This window comes from Streptomyces catenulae (assembly GCF_000718015.1).
Taxonomy (GTDB): domain Bacteria; phylum Actinomycetota; class Actinomycetes; order Streptomycetales; family Streptomycetaceae; genus Streptomyces; species Streptomyces catenulae.
The window spans coordinates 19,453-34,555 of the sequence record NZ_JODY01000014.1 but is presented as its reverse complement, the minus strand read 5'-3'; the positions used below and the strand labels follow the sequence as shown (position 1 = coordinate 34,555).

Here is a 15,103-nt window from a genome sequence, read left to right as displayed (position 1 = left end):
GGTGGGACCTCCGGTCAGTTGTCGGAAGAGGGGGTACGGGGTACGGGCGGCCCGGCGACGTCCTGCCCGCCCCTGCCCAGACCGGCGAAGAGCCCGGCGTGGAAGCGGACGTAGGACTTCTCCTGGATCGGGTGCGGCTCGGGCATGGCCCGGTGCAGCCGGTGCAGGTTGATCGAGGAGACCGCCGGATAACGATGGTGCTCGGCGTGGTAATTGGCGTTCCAGACGACGTAGCGGACGACCGCGTTGGAGCGGACGGTCCGGGTGTTGCGGGAGACCTCGGGGACGCCCCACAGCCCGTAGTGCTCGGGCAGGCTCAGGAAGGTACCGGCCGGGAAGGACAGCGCCAGCGGCAGCCAGTACACGATCAGCAGCGGGTACGGGAAGACCACGGTCAGCGCCGCCATCAGCGCCAGCCAGGCACAGATCACCGCGTTGTTCTGCCGGGCCGTGCGCCGCCGGTCGGCGGTGTGGACGCTGGCCGGGAAGTCACCGCGCCAGGTCTTCCAGATACGCCGCAGCAGACCGGGCCAGAACGGCACCCCGGACAGCGCGTAGAGATAGGCGCGCAGGCTGGTGAAGGTCTCCTCCGGCTCGGTGTCGCCCTCCACCCCCGTGAAGCGGTGGTGCACCAGGTGCTGGTGACGGTAGATGGTGAAGTTGAGGAGGATCGGCGTCGACCAGGCGGCCCCGGCGATCCGGTTCGCCCGCTTGGAGCGCAGATGGCTGCTGTGCACGCAGTCATGGGCCGCGTTGATGAACCCCGCGAGCAGAAAACCGAGCACCGCGGAGCAGAGCAGCGCCCACCCCACCGAGCCCTGCCACAGGGCCAGCCGGGCCACCCCCGCGTACCCGGCGAGCAGCACGGCCGCCCGGCCGGTCACCCGCACCCGGTCCGGGGTGGCCAACGTGTGCAGCAGCCGCCGGTCGATGCCCTGCCGGGGCGTGGGCCCGCTCATCGCCGCCCCCGCCCCGACGCCACCGCTTCGGGCCGCGCCACGGCCCGCCGCAGCCGGTCCTCGATCTGCCGCGCCCGGGCCCGCGAGGGCGCGATGGCGACACACTCCAGGGGCGCGCCCAGCCGCGGGTCGCAGCCGACGAGGACCACGCCCTCCCCGGAACCGGCGGAGAACGCGAGGCCCGTGGCGTCCAGGACACGCAGGGCCTCGGCCACCGGCAGCGGGGTGATGTCCCGCAGCCCGGAGATCACATGGTGGTCGGCGTAGTTCGGGCCCAGCAGCCGGGTGCCGAGGGTGTGCAGGGCCAGGCTGCCGCCCCAGCGCGCGTTCACCTCGTTGAAGAGCACCTCTCCCTCGGTGGTGAGGATGGCGTCGACGTTGATGTGGCCGCGGTAGCCGACGGCAGCCGCCAGGGCGACCATCCGCGCCGCCGCGGTCAGCGCCCGGGAGGCCGCGCCGGGCGGCAGCTCGGCGGGCAGCTCCAGGCCCACCCACACCAACTCCTCGGCGTCCGGGTCCGGGTCCGGACAGCGCCGGATGCCGCCGCTGTTGAGGAAGGTGACACCGCCGTCCTCGGCGATCAGGTACTCGGTGTAGAAGCTGTGGGTCGCCGGGTGGTAGCTCTCCACGACGAGCAGCCGGTTGTCCGCGTCGGTGAGTTCGGCCCACAGACTCTCCGCGGCAGCCCGCGGGTCGGCGGCGGAGAGCGTCCTGGCGACCCCCGGCAGCGGATCGGTGGGGCCGAGCGTGACGGCGATGTTGCCCTGCCCGCCCAGATCGTCGTCGCGCTTGACGACGACCGTGCCGGTACGGGGGAGATGGCGGGCCACCGCGTCCGTCAGCGCCCGGGCGCCGGTGACGACGGAGCCGTCCGGGACGGGCAGCCCGGCGCCGACCGCGAGCTGCCGGAAGTGCGACTTGCGGTTGAGCAGCACCGGGCCGCGCTGCGCGGCGAACCGCAGCCCCGGGCCGAGCGGCAGCCCCAGCAGCCCGGCCAGCGCCGCGACGCCCTCGGTGTGGGCGGCCGGTGCCAGATACGCGTCCGCGTCACCGACCGCCGCCCGCAACCGCGCCACCAGGCCGGGCGCGACCAGCGCCGGGTCCGTCAGCCCGTCGGGGTGGACGACGAGGCGGACGGCGTCGGGGTCGATGCCGAGCGCCCCGCAGACGTACCGCAGAAAGGTCTCGTCCACGGCGATCGGGCTCACCACGACATCGCCCTCGTCGATCATCCACAGCTGGCGGTGGATCGCACGGGCGGCGGCCGTCCCCACGTTCAGTACGAGAATCCTCATCGGGTCACCGCACCATCCCGTAGCACTGGGCACCGCGCGGGCTGGCGGCGGCGAACACCCCGCCCGTGGCGTCGGGACCGGTCGCGCAGACCTTGCCCAGCGTCATCGCGGGCACCGATTCGACGAGGTGACCGCGGCGGCCCAGCTCGGCCACCGTGGCGGCCGGAACGCCCTCCTCGGCCTTCACCACCAGCGCCCGGAACTGCCGGGGCGCGAAGGAGGTGGGGACGTGCTCGCTGTGGAACGCCGCCGCCTCCACGGCCTGCTGCGGACTCATCCCGAAGTCCACATGGTTGACGAAGAAGTTGAGGGTCCACTGGTCCTGCTGATCGCCCCCGGGGGTGCCGAAGGCGAGGTACGGCCTGCCGTCCCCGGTGCTGACCAGGGTGGGGCTGAGGGTGGTGCGGGGCCGCTTGCCGGGGGCGAGACAGTTGTTGTGCCCCTCCGCCAGCCAGGCCATCTGGCCCCGGGTGCCCAGCGGGAAGCCGAGACCGGGCACCACCGGGGAGCTCTTGAGCCAGCCGCCGCTGGGCGTGGCGACCACCATGTTCCCCTCGTGGTCGCAGGCGCTGACACAGGTGGTGTCGGACCTCGCGGAGGTCTGCCGCAGCACGGTGGGCACCCCGTTGGCCAACTCCGCGCGCCACTCCGGCCCGTCGGGTCCGGCGGTGGCCTCCAGGAGCGGCGGGATCCACGGGGTGCGGCCGTCGGGCGAGCCGGGCCGCAGCTCCGCGGAGGCTTCCGCGGTGATCAGGGCCCGGCGGGCGGCCGCGTAGCCGGGGTCCAGCAGGGCGGAGAGCGGGACGTCGGCGTGGTCGGGATCCCCGTACCAGGCCTCCCGGTCGGCGAAGGCCAGCTTCGCCGACTCGATGACGGTGTGCAGATGGTCGGGACCGGCGAACTCCATGGCGCCGAGGTCGAACCCGGCGAGCAGCGACAACTGCTGGAGGAAGACCGGACCCTGGGACCACGGACCCGGCTTGTGGACGCGCCGCCCGCGGTACTCCAGGCTGACCGCCGGTTCGGCCGTCGGGCGCCAGGACGCCAGATCCTCCCCGGTCAGCAGGCCCTTCTGGGGGCGGCCGGTGGAGTCGAGGACCTCGGCGGTGGCGAGGAAGGCGTCGATCGCCTCGGCGACGAACCCCTCGTGGAAGGTCCGGATCGCGGCGTCGGCCTGCCCCTGCCGGTCGGCGGTGGCGGCGCTCGCCTCGACGACGATCCGGCGGAACGTCCGGGCCAGCGCCGGGTTGCGCAGCCGCGCCCCGGCGGCGGGGGCGGCGCCGTGGTGCAGATAGGTCGCCCCCGACTCCGTCCAGTGCTCACGGAAGAGCGGGGCCAGCGCCTCGATCATCAGCGCCGCCCGGGGCAGCACCGGGAAGCCCTTCTCGGCGTAGTCGACGGCCGGTTCGAGCACATCGGCGACGGTGAGCCTGCCGTGGTCGCGCAGCAGCGTCATCCAGGCGCTGAACGCACCGGGCACACTGGCCGCGAGGAGGCCCGAGCCGGGTATCCCGGACAGGCCGCGCTCCCGGATGGCGTCGGGGGTGGCGGCCCGCGGCATCGGGCCCTGGCCGCAGATGACCTTCACCCGGCCGGTGGCGCCGTCATGGACCATGATCGGCACATCGCCCGCCGGGCCGTTCTGATGGGGCTCGACGACCTGGATCACGAAGGCTGCGGCGGCGGCCGCGTCGAAGGCGTTGCCGCCGCGGTCGAACATGGCGTTACCGGCGGCGGAGGCCAGCCAGTGGGTGGAGGCCACGGCACCGTGGTTGCCGTGGAGCTCGGGTCGGAACAGCACTGGGAAACCCTTTCGAGACGGACCGGACGGCCGGGGCGGACCGCGGCGGGTCAGACGGCGCGGTCGGCGGTGAGCACCTCGGCGGCGATGTCCTCCAGCACCGACAGGCTGCCCTGGTAGGGGAAGTCGGGGCGCGGCCAGTGCACGACGAGGTCGGTGACGCCGATCTCGCCGAGGAGACCGGTGGCGTCCCGGTGGCTCTCGACGGACTCCAGAACGCCGTCGATCATCGCCCCGGTCACCACCAGCCGCCGCACGGTGGCCGGGTCGCGGCCGATGGCCTCGCACTCCTTGTCCAGGAGCGCGGACTGCCGGCGGATCACCGGCACCGCCTCCCGGTAGGGGAGCGGCTCGCCGTGACCGGCCCAGGCGATGGTGATCCAGATGTCCGCATGGCGGGCCGCCAGCGCGATGCCCTTCGGCCCGAGCGCCGCGACCGCCAGCGGCAGCCGCGGACGCTGGACACAGCCGGGGCGCAGCAGGGTGCCCTTGGTGGTGAACCACTCACCCCGGTAGGAGGTCTCCGGCTCGCTCAGCAGCCGATCGGTCAGCTCCACGAACTCGCCGAAGCGGGCCGCCTTCTCCCGCGGCGGCAGCGAGGGGATCCCCAGCGCGTCGTCGTCGAAACCGCCCGCACCGGCGCCGATACCGCAGAGCGCCCGCCCGCCGGAGATGTCGTCCAGCGTCATCATCTCCTTGGCGAAGGGGACGGGGTGACGGATGCCGGGGCTGGCCACCATGGTCCCGATGCCGATACGTGAGGTGGCCGTGGCGGCGGCGGTCAGCGTCGGCATCGTGGCGTACCAGGGCTTCTCGCGGAACCAGCGCCACATCAGGTGGTCGTAGGTCCAGGCGTGGTCGAAGCCCAGCTCCTCGGCGTGTGTCCAGACCTTCCGGGCCTCGGTCCACCGCTTCTCCGGCAGGACGATGACTCCATGTCGCATGTGGTGATCGCTTTCTGTTCGGTGTTCGGGATCAGTGGCGCGGCGGGCAGCCCGTGGCCAGGGCGGCGACCCGGAGAACGGTGTCGGCGACCTCGCTCTCGCAGGTCAGCGTCTCGGGCGTGCACAGCTCGTCCGGTGTCGGACCGGAGTAGTCGGCGACCCGCGGGTAGAGCCCGTTGGCCGCCAGATCCATGGCCACCGCCTTGCAGCGGCGCAGGAGTTGGGCGAGCACCTCGTGCCCGGTCGCCGGGGCGCGCAGGGTGAGGAAGTAGCAGTCGAAGGTGCTCGTCCACACCCGCGGCTGCCGCTCGGGCGGCTTGTCGACCAGATGCTGGAGCAGCGACCTGCCGTCGGCCACCAGCTTGGCGGCGACGCCCAGATGGATGCGGTGGCCCAGCGCGATCTCCCGCTCCAGGTCCGCCGCCTCGGCGACCGGCACCGGGGGCAGCCGACGGCCCCGGAAGAGACCGCGCACCGCGGCGTAGTCGGCCGCCCAGGTGCCGCTGAAGGTGGAGTGCATCCGGTACATGCTGGGCCGGATCGTCCCGTTGTAGATCTCCCGGGTGCTGGAGCCGGTGTAGAGCATCATCGCGCTGTACGCCCGGACGTACGCGGTGATCTCCCGGGCAGCCGTGGCCCGGTCCCCGTGACCGGAGGCCAGCTGTTCCAGCCGGGTGGCGACCAGCCGCCAGATGACGAACGAGAGGTGGTGCCCGACGATCCACCGGAACCAGAAGAGACGCTCCAGCTCCGCCGCGGTGGCGGGCGGGGTGACCAGCGCGCCGGAGTCCGTGGCGGTCAGCAGCTCGCGGCAGGCGGCCTCGAGCTGCGGACCGGCGGTGCCGTCCGAGAGCCAGGGCTCACCGGGGTGCGGCAGCGTCAGCGGCTCCAGCGCGTAGGGATAGTCCCCGAAGTCCCACCCCTGGGTGCCGGGCAGGGAGAGGGCTGTCGCCGAGGAGTTCCGGCTCATCGTGTGCTCCCGGGGACGTACGTGAACTCGATTTCCAGGCCGTTGACGTCGAAGCAGTAGAAGCTCTGGACGCCCTCGGCGTCGGTGACGATCCCGGTGGGCGGGTCGGGCCGCAGAAAGGTGTAGGCACCGCAGGCGTACAGCTCCTGCCAGCGCTCCAGCCGGTCGCGCAGCTGCGCGGGGGAGTCCACGGCGAGGCAGATGTGCTGGAACTGCACCCGGTCCTCCGGACCGCGCCGCCGCTCCCGGCCCGCCCGCTCGATCAGATGGATCCGGACCCGCTCGGTGACGATCTCGGTGATCCGGGTGACGCCGGGCAACCGGCTGACGGTGAGGTCGGAGAAGGTCTCCGCCGTCCAGGTGGGCCGGAACCCGAGGAAGTCCCGGTACCAGGCGAGGGAGTTGTCCAGATCGAAGGTCTGCACCCCGATGTGGTGCAGCTGTGCCAGGGGCACGGCAGGTGTGGTCACGCTGATTCTCCGTTGCGGTCGGTCGGCGTCGCGCGCGTCAGCCACCCGTCGAGCACCGGCCCGATCGCGGCGACCGGCCCGGGCCGGGCCATCTCGCCGTGGGCGCAGTCGACGGGGTGGACGTGGAGCTCCCCGGTGAGGTGCGGGCGCCAGAGGTCCGGGACGTACGGGGAGTCCACCGGCTTGTCGGCGGTCGCCCGGAAGAGCAGCAGATCCCCCCGGAACCGCCCCAGCTCCGGCGCCGCGAAGACACGGCTCAGCTCCCGGTAGACCCGCACCAGGGCGGCCACCTCCACATCGGCGAGACCGGTGAGGGTGCCGTCGGCGGCGACGTCCTGCCCGAGCGAGGTGGCGAGCTGCCGCAGCGCGGTCGCCTCGTCCGGGTCCGCGTCCCCGTCGGTCTCCGGGACGCGCGGATAGCTGTCCAGAAGGGCGAGCACGGTGACCTCCTCGCCCTCCTCCTGGAGCCGGACCGCGAGCAGATGGGCGATCAGCCCACCCAGCGACCAGCCCGCCAGGGCGTACGGGCCGGTCGGCCGGACCGCACGGATCCGCGCCAGGTGGTCCGCCACCACCTCCTCCGGCGAGGCGGCCCGATGGCCGGGCGTGCCGAGCCCGGGCGCCTGGAGGGCGTACACCGGCCGGTCGGCGTCGAGGAAGCGCAGCAGCCCCGCGTAGACCCAGCCGATCCCGGCCGCCGGATGGACACAGAACAGCGGCGTCCCCCGGCCGTCGCGCAGCCGCAGGACGGGCGCCAGGGGGTCCGCCGTACCGGCGCCGCCGTCCGCCGCCAGCCGCTCGGCGAGCCCGGCGGGGGTGGGCGCGTCCAGCAGATCACGGATGTTGACGGTGGCGCCCAGCGCGGTCCGGACACGGTCGGCGAGGCGGATGACGAGCAGGGAGTGCCCGCCCAGGTCGAAGAAGGAGTCGTCGACCCGCACCCCGGCCACCCCGAGCACCTCGGCGAAGAGATCACACAGGAGCTGCTCCCGCCGGGTGCGCGGAGCCCGTCCGGCGTCGCCGCCGGTCGCCACGGGGACGGGCAGGGCGCCGCGGTCCAGCTTTCCGTGGGGCGTCAGCGGCAGCGCGGTCAGCGGGACCAGCCGGTAGGGCACCGCGGCGGGCGGCAGGATCTGGGCGGCCTGCTTGCGCACCGTCTCCAGATCGGGGACGGCACCCGGCTCGGGCACCACGTAGCCGACCACCCGCAGATCCCCCGCGCCGAAGCGGTGCACGGTCGCCGCGGCCCGGGCCACCCCGGGCTGCTCCCGCAACACCGCCTCGATCTCCCCGAGTTCGATGCGGAAACCGCGCACCTTCACCTGGGCGTCGGCCCGCCCGGCGAACTCCAACACCCCCTCCGGCAGCCAACGCGCCAGGTCCCCGGTGCGGTACAGCCGGGACCCGGGCGGACCGAAGGGATCCGCGACGAAGCGTTCCGCGGTCTGCCCCGGCCGGTGGAGATAGCCGCGGGCGAGCTGGTCACCGCCGACGTACAGCTCGCCGACGACCCCGGTCGGCGCGAGCCGCAGCCACCGGTCCAGGACGTACATCCGCACCCCGGCGAAGGGCCGCCCGACGGGCACCGGGCCCGCCCCCACCGGCGCGCCCGGGGGCAGCCGGTGGTCGCAGCAGTTGACGGTGGTCTCCGTGGGCCCGTAGGCGTTGACGACCGTGACGTGCGGGTGCTCGGCGCGCCAGGACGCCAACGCCGCGCCCGACAGCGGCTCGCCGCCGAGGACCAGACACCGGTCGGGCGACGCCTGCGCGGGGAGCGCGGACAGCAGCTCCAGATGGCTGGGGGTCACCTTCACGAAGTCCGGCCGCTCCGTCCCCCGCACACCCTCCTCGGTCAGTTCGCCGAGGACCACACAGCCGCCCGTGGTGAGCTGGCCGTGGAGTGCGGTCACCGTCAGATCGAACGAGAACGAGGAGTACAGGGCGGTGGTGCCCGGGACGCCCGGGTAGGCCGTGCGGCAGTGCCGGAGGTAGGCGGCGAGCGCGCGGTGCTCGGTGACGACACCCTTGGGGCGGCCGGTCGAGCCCGAGGTGTAGATGACGTAGGCGGGGTGCGCGGCGTCGAGCGGGGCGCCGCGTTCGGCGTCGGTGACATCGCCGTCGGCGTGCCCCCGGGTGTCGACGGCGCCGTCGAGCACCACCCGGGGCGCGGTGTCCGCCAGCAGGAAGGCGATGCGCTCGGCGGGGTAGCCGGGATCGACCGGGACGTAGGCGGCCCCGGCCTTCCAGACGGCGAGCAGGGCCACGACCAGGTCCACACCGCGCGGCAGGACCACGGCGACGCGGTCCTCGGGGCCGACACCCCGGGCGATCAGCCAGCGGGCCAGCCGGTTGGCCCGGCGGTTCAGCCCGCCGTACTCCAGCCGCTCCGCACCGCAGACCACGGCCGGGGCGGCGGGGGTCCGCGCGGCCTGCTCCTCGAACAGCCGGTGGGCGAAGTCCGCGGCGGCCGGGGCCGGAGCGCCGTCGCCCCCGGCCAGCAACCGCCGCCGCTCGTCGGCCCCCAGGACGTCCAGATCGGCCACGGTGGTGCCGGGGTCGGCGAGGACGGCGTCCAGGATCCGGCGCAGCCGTTCCGCGAACGCCACCACGGTCGGGTGGTCGAACAGATCGGTGCTGTAGTCGAGCGCCCCCGCGACCCCGGCCGGTTCGCCCGCGGGGCCGAACTCCTCACGGAGGTGGAAGGAGAGGTCGAACTTGGCGACCTCCAGCGGCTCCGGCTGGGTGCGCGCCACCACGCCGGGCAGCGCCAGACCGGTGTCGGCGAGGTTGCTGTTGAACGGCATCATCACCTGGAAGAGCGGGTGACGACCGGCGGACCGGGCCGGATTCAGCTCCCGCACCAACTGCTCGAACGGGACGTCCTGATGGCTGAAGGCCGCCAGATCGGTCTTCCGGGTGCGCTCCAGGAGCTGTTCGAAGGTGGGGTTGCCGGTGAGGTCGTTGCGGAGGACGACGGTGTTGACGAAGAACCCGATCAGGTCGTCGAGGGCCTCGTCGGGGCGTCCGGCGGTCGGGGTGCCGATCGGGATGTCGTCGGCGCCGGTCACCTTGGCCAGCAGGACCGCGACCGCCGTCTGGAAGACCATGAAGGTGGTCACACCCCGGCTCCGGGCCAGCTCCACCAGCCGCCGGTGCACATCGGCGGGGACACGCAGCTCGACGGTCCCGCCGCGGTACGAGGCGGCGGCGGGCCGGGGGCGGTCGAAGGGGAGCCCGATCTCGTCCGGCAACGCGGCGAGTTCCGTCCGCCAGAAATCGGTCTGGTCGGCCATCGCGCCGAGGGTGTCGTGCTGCCAGAGGGTGTAGTCCGCGTACTGGACCGGCAGCGGCGACCAGACGGGCGCGGTGCCGCCGCTCCGGGCGGTGTAGGCGACGCCGATATCCCTGCCGAGGGGCGCCAGCGACCAGCCGTCACTGGCGATGTGGTGGACGAGCACCAGCAGCACGTGCTCGTCGCCGCCCAGCGCGAACAGCCAGGCGCGGAGCGGGATCTCGGCGGCGAGATCGAAGGCGTACCGCGCCGCCTCCCGGAGCCGCGCGTCCAGTGCGTCCGCCGCGACATGCTCGACGGTGAGGACGGGCACGGCCCGGTCGCCGGGGAGGATCCGCTGCTCCGGCTTGCCGCCGGTCTCCGGGAACGTGGTGCGCAGACTCTCGTGGCGCACCACGACATCGTGCAGCGCGGTCGCCAGCGCATCCTTGTCCAGCGGCCCCGAGAGCCGGGACACCAGCGGGTTGTTGTAGGTCGGGCTCGGGCCCTCCAGCCGGTTGAGGAACCACAGCCGCTGCTGGGCGGAGGAGAGCGGGATACGTTCCGGGCGGGGCCGCGCGGTCAGGCGGGGACCGGCGTCGACGGCGTCGCCGAGGAGCGCGCCGAGCTCCGCGGGTGTGCGGTGCTCGAAGAGCGCCCGGACCGGAAGGTCGGCGCCGAGACGGCCCCGCACCCGGCTGATGACCTTGGTGACGGTCAGGGAATGGCCGCCCAGGGCGAAGAAGTCGTCGTCGATACCGACCGCCGGTGCGTCCAGCACCTCGGCCCAGATCTCGCAGAGGACCCGCTCCACCCGGCTCCGGGGCGCCCGCCCGGCCGACTCCGGGACGGGCGGCAGAAGCTCCTTCCGTTCGAGCTTGCCGTTGGGGCTCAGCGGCAGCCGGTCGAGGAGGACGAAGGCGGACGGCACCATGTAGTCGGGTAGCGCGGCGGCCGTGTACCGGCGCAGCACATCCGCCCCGGGCTCCTCGGCCCCCGGCACCACATAGGCGACGAGGCGTTTGCCCGCCCGGTCCTCGACGGGGACCACCGCCACCTGCGCCACGTCGGGGTGGCGCAGGAGCAGGGTCTCGATCTCGCCCAGCTCGATCCGGAAACCGCGGATCTTGACCTGGTGGTCGGCACGGCCGACGAACAGCAGCTCGCCGTCCGCCCGCCACCGCACCAGATCCCCGGTGCGGTACATCCGCCCGCCGGGCGGACCGTACGGATTGGCGACGAACCGTCCGGCGGTCTGCCCCGGGCGGCGGAGATAGCCGCGGGCCAGCTGCGCGCCGCCGATGTACAACTCGCCGACGACGCCCGCCGGAACCGGCTGGAGCCAGCGGTCGAGGACATAGACCTGGGTGTTGCCGATCGGCCGGCCGATCGGCGGGTCCGCGGGCCACTCCGCGGCCCGGCGGGGCATCCGGTAGCCGGTCGCCATATGGGTCTCGGTGGGGCCGTAGCAGTTGTCCAGCCGCCGGTCCCCGTCGCCGCGGAAGACCTCCTTGACGGCGGCGGACAGGGTCAGCGCCTCACCGCCCTGCCCGACGTGGCGCAGCGCGGGCAGCCGGGTGCCCGCGCTGCGGGCGGCCTCGCACACCGCGTTCAGCACCAGGTTGGGGATCACGGTCAGGTCGCCGACCTCCTGCGCGGCGAGCCAGCCGACCAGCCGGTCGGGGTCCTTGCGGATCGCGTCGTCGGGGACCACCACACAGCCGCCGGAGGTGGTGGCGATCAGCAGCTCCATCGGGGAGACGTCGAAGCTGGTCGCGGAGAACAGGGCGATCCGCCTCGGCGGCTCCCAGGTGGCCCACCAGACCACCAGGTTGACCAGCGCGCCCCCGGGCATCGAGACCGCCTTGGGCACACCGGTCGAACCGGAGGTGTAGATGACGTAGCAGGGGTGCCCGGGCCGCAGCGGGGCCGTGCGGTCGGCGTCGGTGAGATCGCCGTCCGGGAGGTGGGAGACGTCGACGGGCTCGGTCAGGACGAGGGTGGGCCGGGCGTCCCGCAGCATGAAGGCGTTGCGCTCGGCCGGGTACTCCCCGTCGATCGGCAGATACGAACCGCCCGCCTTGAGGACGGCCCAGACGGCGACCACCAGCTCCGCGGAGCGCGGCAGTTGCAGGGCGACCAGCGCCTCCGGCCCCACCCCGTGCGCGACGAGATGCCGGGCGAGCTGGTTGGCCCGGGCGTTGAGCTGGGCGTACGTCAGGCTCGCCGTGTCCGTCTGCACGGCGACCGCGTCCGGCGTGGCGGCGGTCTGCGCCTCCAGCAGCTCGGGGAGCGTGGCGGCCGGGACGTCCAGCGCGGTGTCGTTCCAGGCGGTGAGGATGCGTGAGCGTTCCTCGGGGGAGAGGACGTCGAGCGTGCCGCAGGGCCGGGCGGGATCCGCGGCAGCGGCGGCGAGTACGCGGACGAGCCGGTCGGCCATGGTCCGCACCGTGGCGGCGTCGAACAGGTCCGCGTTGAACTCGATCTGCCCCGCGACGCCGTCGCGCCGCTCATGGAAGTTGACGTTGAGGTCGAACCGGGCGACGCCGACGGTCGGCTGCTCGCCGGTCACCGTGAGCCCGGGCAGATCGAGGGCCGCGGCCAGGTCGTTCATCGTGATCGACACCTGGAACAGCGGATTGCGGGCCAGCGAGCGGACCGGGTTGACCGCCTCCACGACCTGCTCGAACGGGACGTCCTGGTGGCTGAAGGCCGCCAGATCGGTCTTGCGGGTGCGCTCCAGGAGTTGTTCGAAGGTGGGGTTGCCGGTGAGGTCGTTGCGGAGGACGACGGTGTTGACGAAGAAGCCGATCAGGTCGTCGAGGGCTTCGTCGGGGCGTCCGGCGGTGGGGGTGCCGATCGGGATGTCGTCGGTGCCGGTGAGTTTGGCGAGCAGCAGGGCGAGGGCGGTCTGGAAGACCATGAAGGTGGTGACACCGTGCCGCCGGGCCAGCTCGACCAGGCGCTGATGGGTGTCGGCGGGGACACGGAAGTCGACGGTCCCGCCGTGGTAGGTGGCCGCGGCGGGCCGGGGGCGGTCGAAGGGGAGCCCGATCTCGTCCGGCAGCTCCGCGAGTTCGGCGCGCCAGAAGTCGGTCTGGTCGGCCATCGCGCCGAGGGTGTCGTGCTGCCAGAGGGTGTAGTCGGCGTACTGGACCGGCAGCGGCGACCAGGCCGGTGCATCGCCGCTGACCCGGGCGGTGTAGGCGGCGCCGAGGTCGCGCGCGAGCGGGGCCAGGGACCAGCCGTCACCGGCGATGTGATGGACCAGGACCAGCAGCACGTGCTCGTCCTCGCCCAGCGCGAACAGCCAGGCGCGGAGCGGGATCTCGGCGGCGAGGTCGAACGTGTGCCGCGCCGCTTCCCGGAGCCGCGCGTCCACTCCGTCCGCCGCGATGTGCTCGACGGTGAGGACGGGTACGGCCCGGTCGCCGGGAAGGATCCGCTGGACGGGCCTGCCGTCGGTCTCCGGGAACGTGGTGCGCAGACTCTCGTGGCGCACCACGACATCGTGGAGCGCGGTCGCCAGCGCCGCGCTGTCCAGCGGGCCCGAGAGCCGGGAGATCACGGGCACGTTGTAGGTGGGGCTCGGGCCCTCCAGCCGGTTGAGGAACCACAGCCGTTGCTGGGCGAAGGAGAGCGGGAGGTCCCCGGGCCGCGGCCGTGGCCGGAGCGGTGCGGCGGGCGTGGTGACGATGCCGTCCAGCGCCTCGGCCAGCCGCGCGGGCGAGGGGTGCTCGAAGAGGTCGCGGACGGTGACCCGGACGCCCAGCGTGGCCCCGATCCGGCCGGTCAGCCGGACCGCCAGCAGCGAATCGCCGCCCAGCGCCAGGAACGAGTCGTCCGGCCCGACCCGCGGCAGCCGCAACACCTCGGCGAAGAGCGCGCACAGCCGCCGCTCCCCGGCCGAACGCGGGGCGCGCCCGGGCCGGGCGTCGCCGGGCGCGGGCAGCGCGGCGCGGTCCAGCTTGCCGTTGGCGGTGAGCGGCAGCGCGTCCAGCAGCACCACGACGGGCACCATGTGGCCGGGCAGGTGCGCGGCCGCGTGCCGCCGGACGTCGTCCGGTGTGGTGCCGTCGGCGGTGGCCACCACATGGGCCACCAGCCGCCGTTCGCCGTCGCCCCGGTCGGCGGCGTGGACGACCGCCTGGGCCACGGCGGGGTGGGCACGGAGCACGGCCTCGATCTCACCGGGCTCGATCCGGAAGCCACGGACCTTCACCTGGTCGTCGGCGCGCCCCGCGTAGCGCAGCGCGCCGTCCGCCCCGCGGCGGACCAGGTCACCGGTGCGGTACATCCGCCCGCCCGGCGGGCCGAACGGGTCGGCGACGAAATGGCCGGCGGTCTGCCCGGGACGGCCGAGATAGCCGCGGGCCAGCGCGGCACCGGCCACGTACAGTTCACCGGTCTCCCCGGCGGACACCGGGCGCAGCCGCGCGTCCAGGACATGGGCGACCGTGCCGCGGACGGGCTCGCCGAGGACCACGTCGTCGGCGGCGGTGGTCGGGGCCCACAGCGCGTCCACCGTGCACTCGGTGGGCCCGTAGGCGTTGTGGCCGGTGACGCCCGGTGTGTCACGCAGCTCCCGCCACACCGGCTCGGGCAGGGCCTCACCGCCCAGCACGACCAGCCGCGGCCTGACCCGGGGGTCGCGCACCAGGCCGTAGGGGAGGAGCTGTTCGAGGTGGGTGGGGGTGAGGTCGATGACGTCGAGCCGGTGGCGGCGGACGTACGCGGTCAGCGCGGCGGCGTCACGGCGGGTCGCCTCGTCCAGCAGATGCAGCTCATGCCCCGCGACCATCCACAGCAGCGGGTCCCAGGAGGCGTCGAAGGCCAGCGGCGCGATGCCGCCGACCCGCAGCCGCTCACCGGCGGCCGCCACCTCGGCGTACTGCACCTCGGTGTGGTGGCAGAAGAGGTTGGTCAGGCTGCGGTGCTCGACCACGGTGCCCTTGGGCGTCCCGGTGGACCCGGAGGTGTGGATGACGTACGCCGGGTGGGCCGGGCGCAGCGCGGCGGTGCGGTCGGCGTCGGTGAGGTCCGTCGCGGGCAGCCCGTCGAGCACGACCGGCGCGTCGACCACGGCCACCGGCGCCGCCTCCCCGAGCAGGGCGGCGGTCCGGCCGGCGGGCTGGTCGGGGTCGACCGGCAGATACGCCGCACCGGCCTTGAGCGTGGCGAACAGGGCCACCAGCGCGTCCACCGACCGGGGCAGCCGCACGGCCACCCGGCGCTCGGGCCCGGCCCCCCGCCCGACGAGATGGCGGGCGAGCCGGTTGGCCCGGGCGTTCAGCTCCGCGTAGCGGACCGACTCGCCCCCGCAGACCACGGCGACGGCGTCCGGGGTGCGGCGGCACCGCTCCTGGAATATCTCGTGCACGAAGGTCATCGGA

At 73.9% G+C, this 15,103-nt stretch carries 7 protein-coding genes; all 7 read right to left on the bottom strand.

Annotated elements, in window-relative coordinates:
• Positions 1–14: 14 nt before the first annotated feature.
• From IF23_RS0114590 to IF23_RS0114560, 7 genes are read right to left on the bottom strand one after another with little or no spacing between them, the layout of a single operon-like run.
• Complete coding sequence (locus IF23_RS0114590) at positions 15–959, bottom strand: fatty acid desaturase family protein (protein WP_051739571.1); 945 nt, start codon at positions 957–959, stop codon at positions 15–17.
• Positions 956–2,254: a preATP grasp domain-containing protein gene (locus IF23_RS32045; RefSeq protein ID WP_157848013.1), complete on the bottom strand. Its 1,299-nt coding sequence runs from the start codon at positions 2,252–2,254 to the stop codon at positions 956–958. The genes IF23_RS0114590 and IF23_RS32045 overlap by 4 nt, the downstream gene beginning before the upstream one ends.
• 4 nt (positions 2,255–2,258) lie before the next feature.
• Positions 2,259–4,055 carry a gamma-glutamyltransferase family protein gene (locus IF23_RS0114580; RefSeq protein WP_030283636.1) on the bottom strand — a complete coding sequence of 599 codons (1,797 nt, stop codon included), beginning with the start codon at positions 4,053–4,055 and terminating at the stop codon, positions 2,259–2,261.
• Positions 4,056–4,105: 50 nt separating this feature from the next.
• Positions 4,106–4,999, bottom strand: coding sequence for an LLM class flavin-dependent oxidoreductase (locus tag IF23_RS0114575; RefSeq protein ID WP_030283635.1), 894 nt, complete (start codon positions 4,997–4,999; stop codon positions 4,106–4,108).
• A 31-nt stretch (positions 5,000–5,030) separates the two neighbouring features.
• The gene (locus tag IF23_RS0114570; protein ID WP_030283633.1) at positions 5,031–5,969 is read right to left on the bottom strand and encodes a hypothetical protein; all 939 of its coding nucleotides are present in this window, start codon (positions 5,967–5,969) and stop codon (positions 5,031–5,033) included.
• Positions 5,966–6,439, bottom strand: coding sequence for a VOC family protein (locus tag IF23_RS0114565; protein WP_030283631.1), 474 nt, complete (start codon positions 6,437–6,439; stop codon positions 5,966–5,968). The genes IF23_RS0114570 and IF23_RS0114565 overlap by 4 nt, the downstream gene beginning before the upstream one ends.
• Entirely contained in the window at positions 6,436–15,099 is an 8,664-nt protein-coding gene (locus tag IF23_RS0114560) for a non-ribosomal peptide synthetase (RefSeq protein ID WP_051739569.1), read from the bottom strand. The genes IF23_RS0114565 and IF23_RS0114560 overlap by 4 nt, the downstream gene beginning before the upstream one ends.
• Positions 15,100–15,103: the final 4 nt, after the last annotated feature.

Excerpts from the sequence above, each read along its gene's own strand:
- IF23_RS32045 (WP_157848013.1), bottom strand. The coding sequence starts at position 2,254 with ATGAGGATTCTCGTACTGAACGTGGGGACGGCCGCCGCCCGTGCGATC.
- IF23_RS0114560 (WP_051739569.1), bottom strand. The coding sequence starts at position 15,099 with ATGACCTTCGTGCACGAGATATTCCAGGAGCGGTGCCGCCGCACCCCG.
- IF23_RS0114590 (WP_051739571.1), bottom strand. The coding sequence starts at position 959 with ATGAGCGGGCCCACGCCCCGGCAGGGCATCGACCGGCGGCTGCTGCAC.
- IF23_RS0114575 (WP_030283635.1), bottom strand. The coding sequence starts at position 4,999 with ATGCGACATGGAGTCATCGTCCTGCCGGAGAAGCGGTGGACCGAGGCC.
- IF23_RS0114570 (WP_030283633.1), bottom strand. The coding sequence starts at position 5,969 with ATGAGCCGGAACTCCTCGGCGACAGCCCTCTCCCTGCCCGGCACCCAG.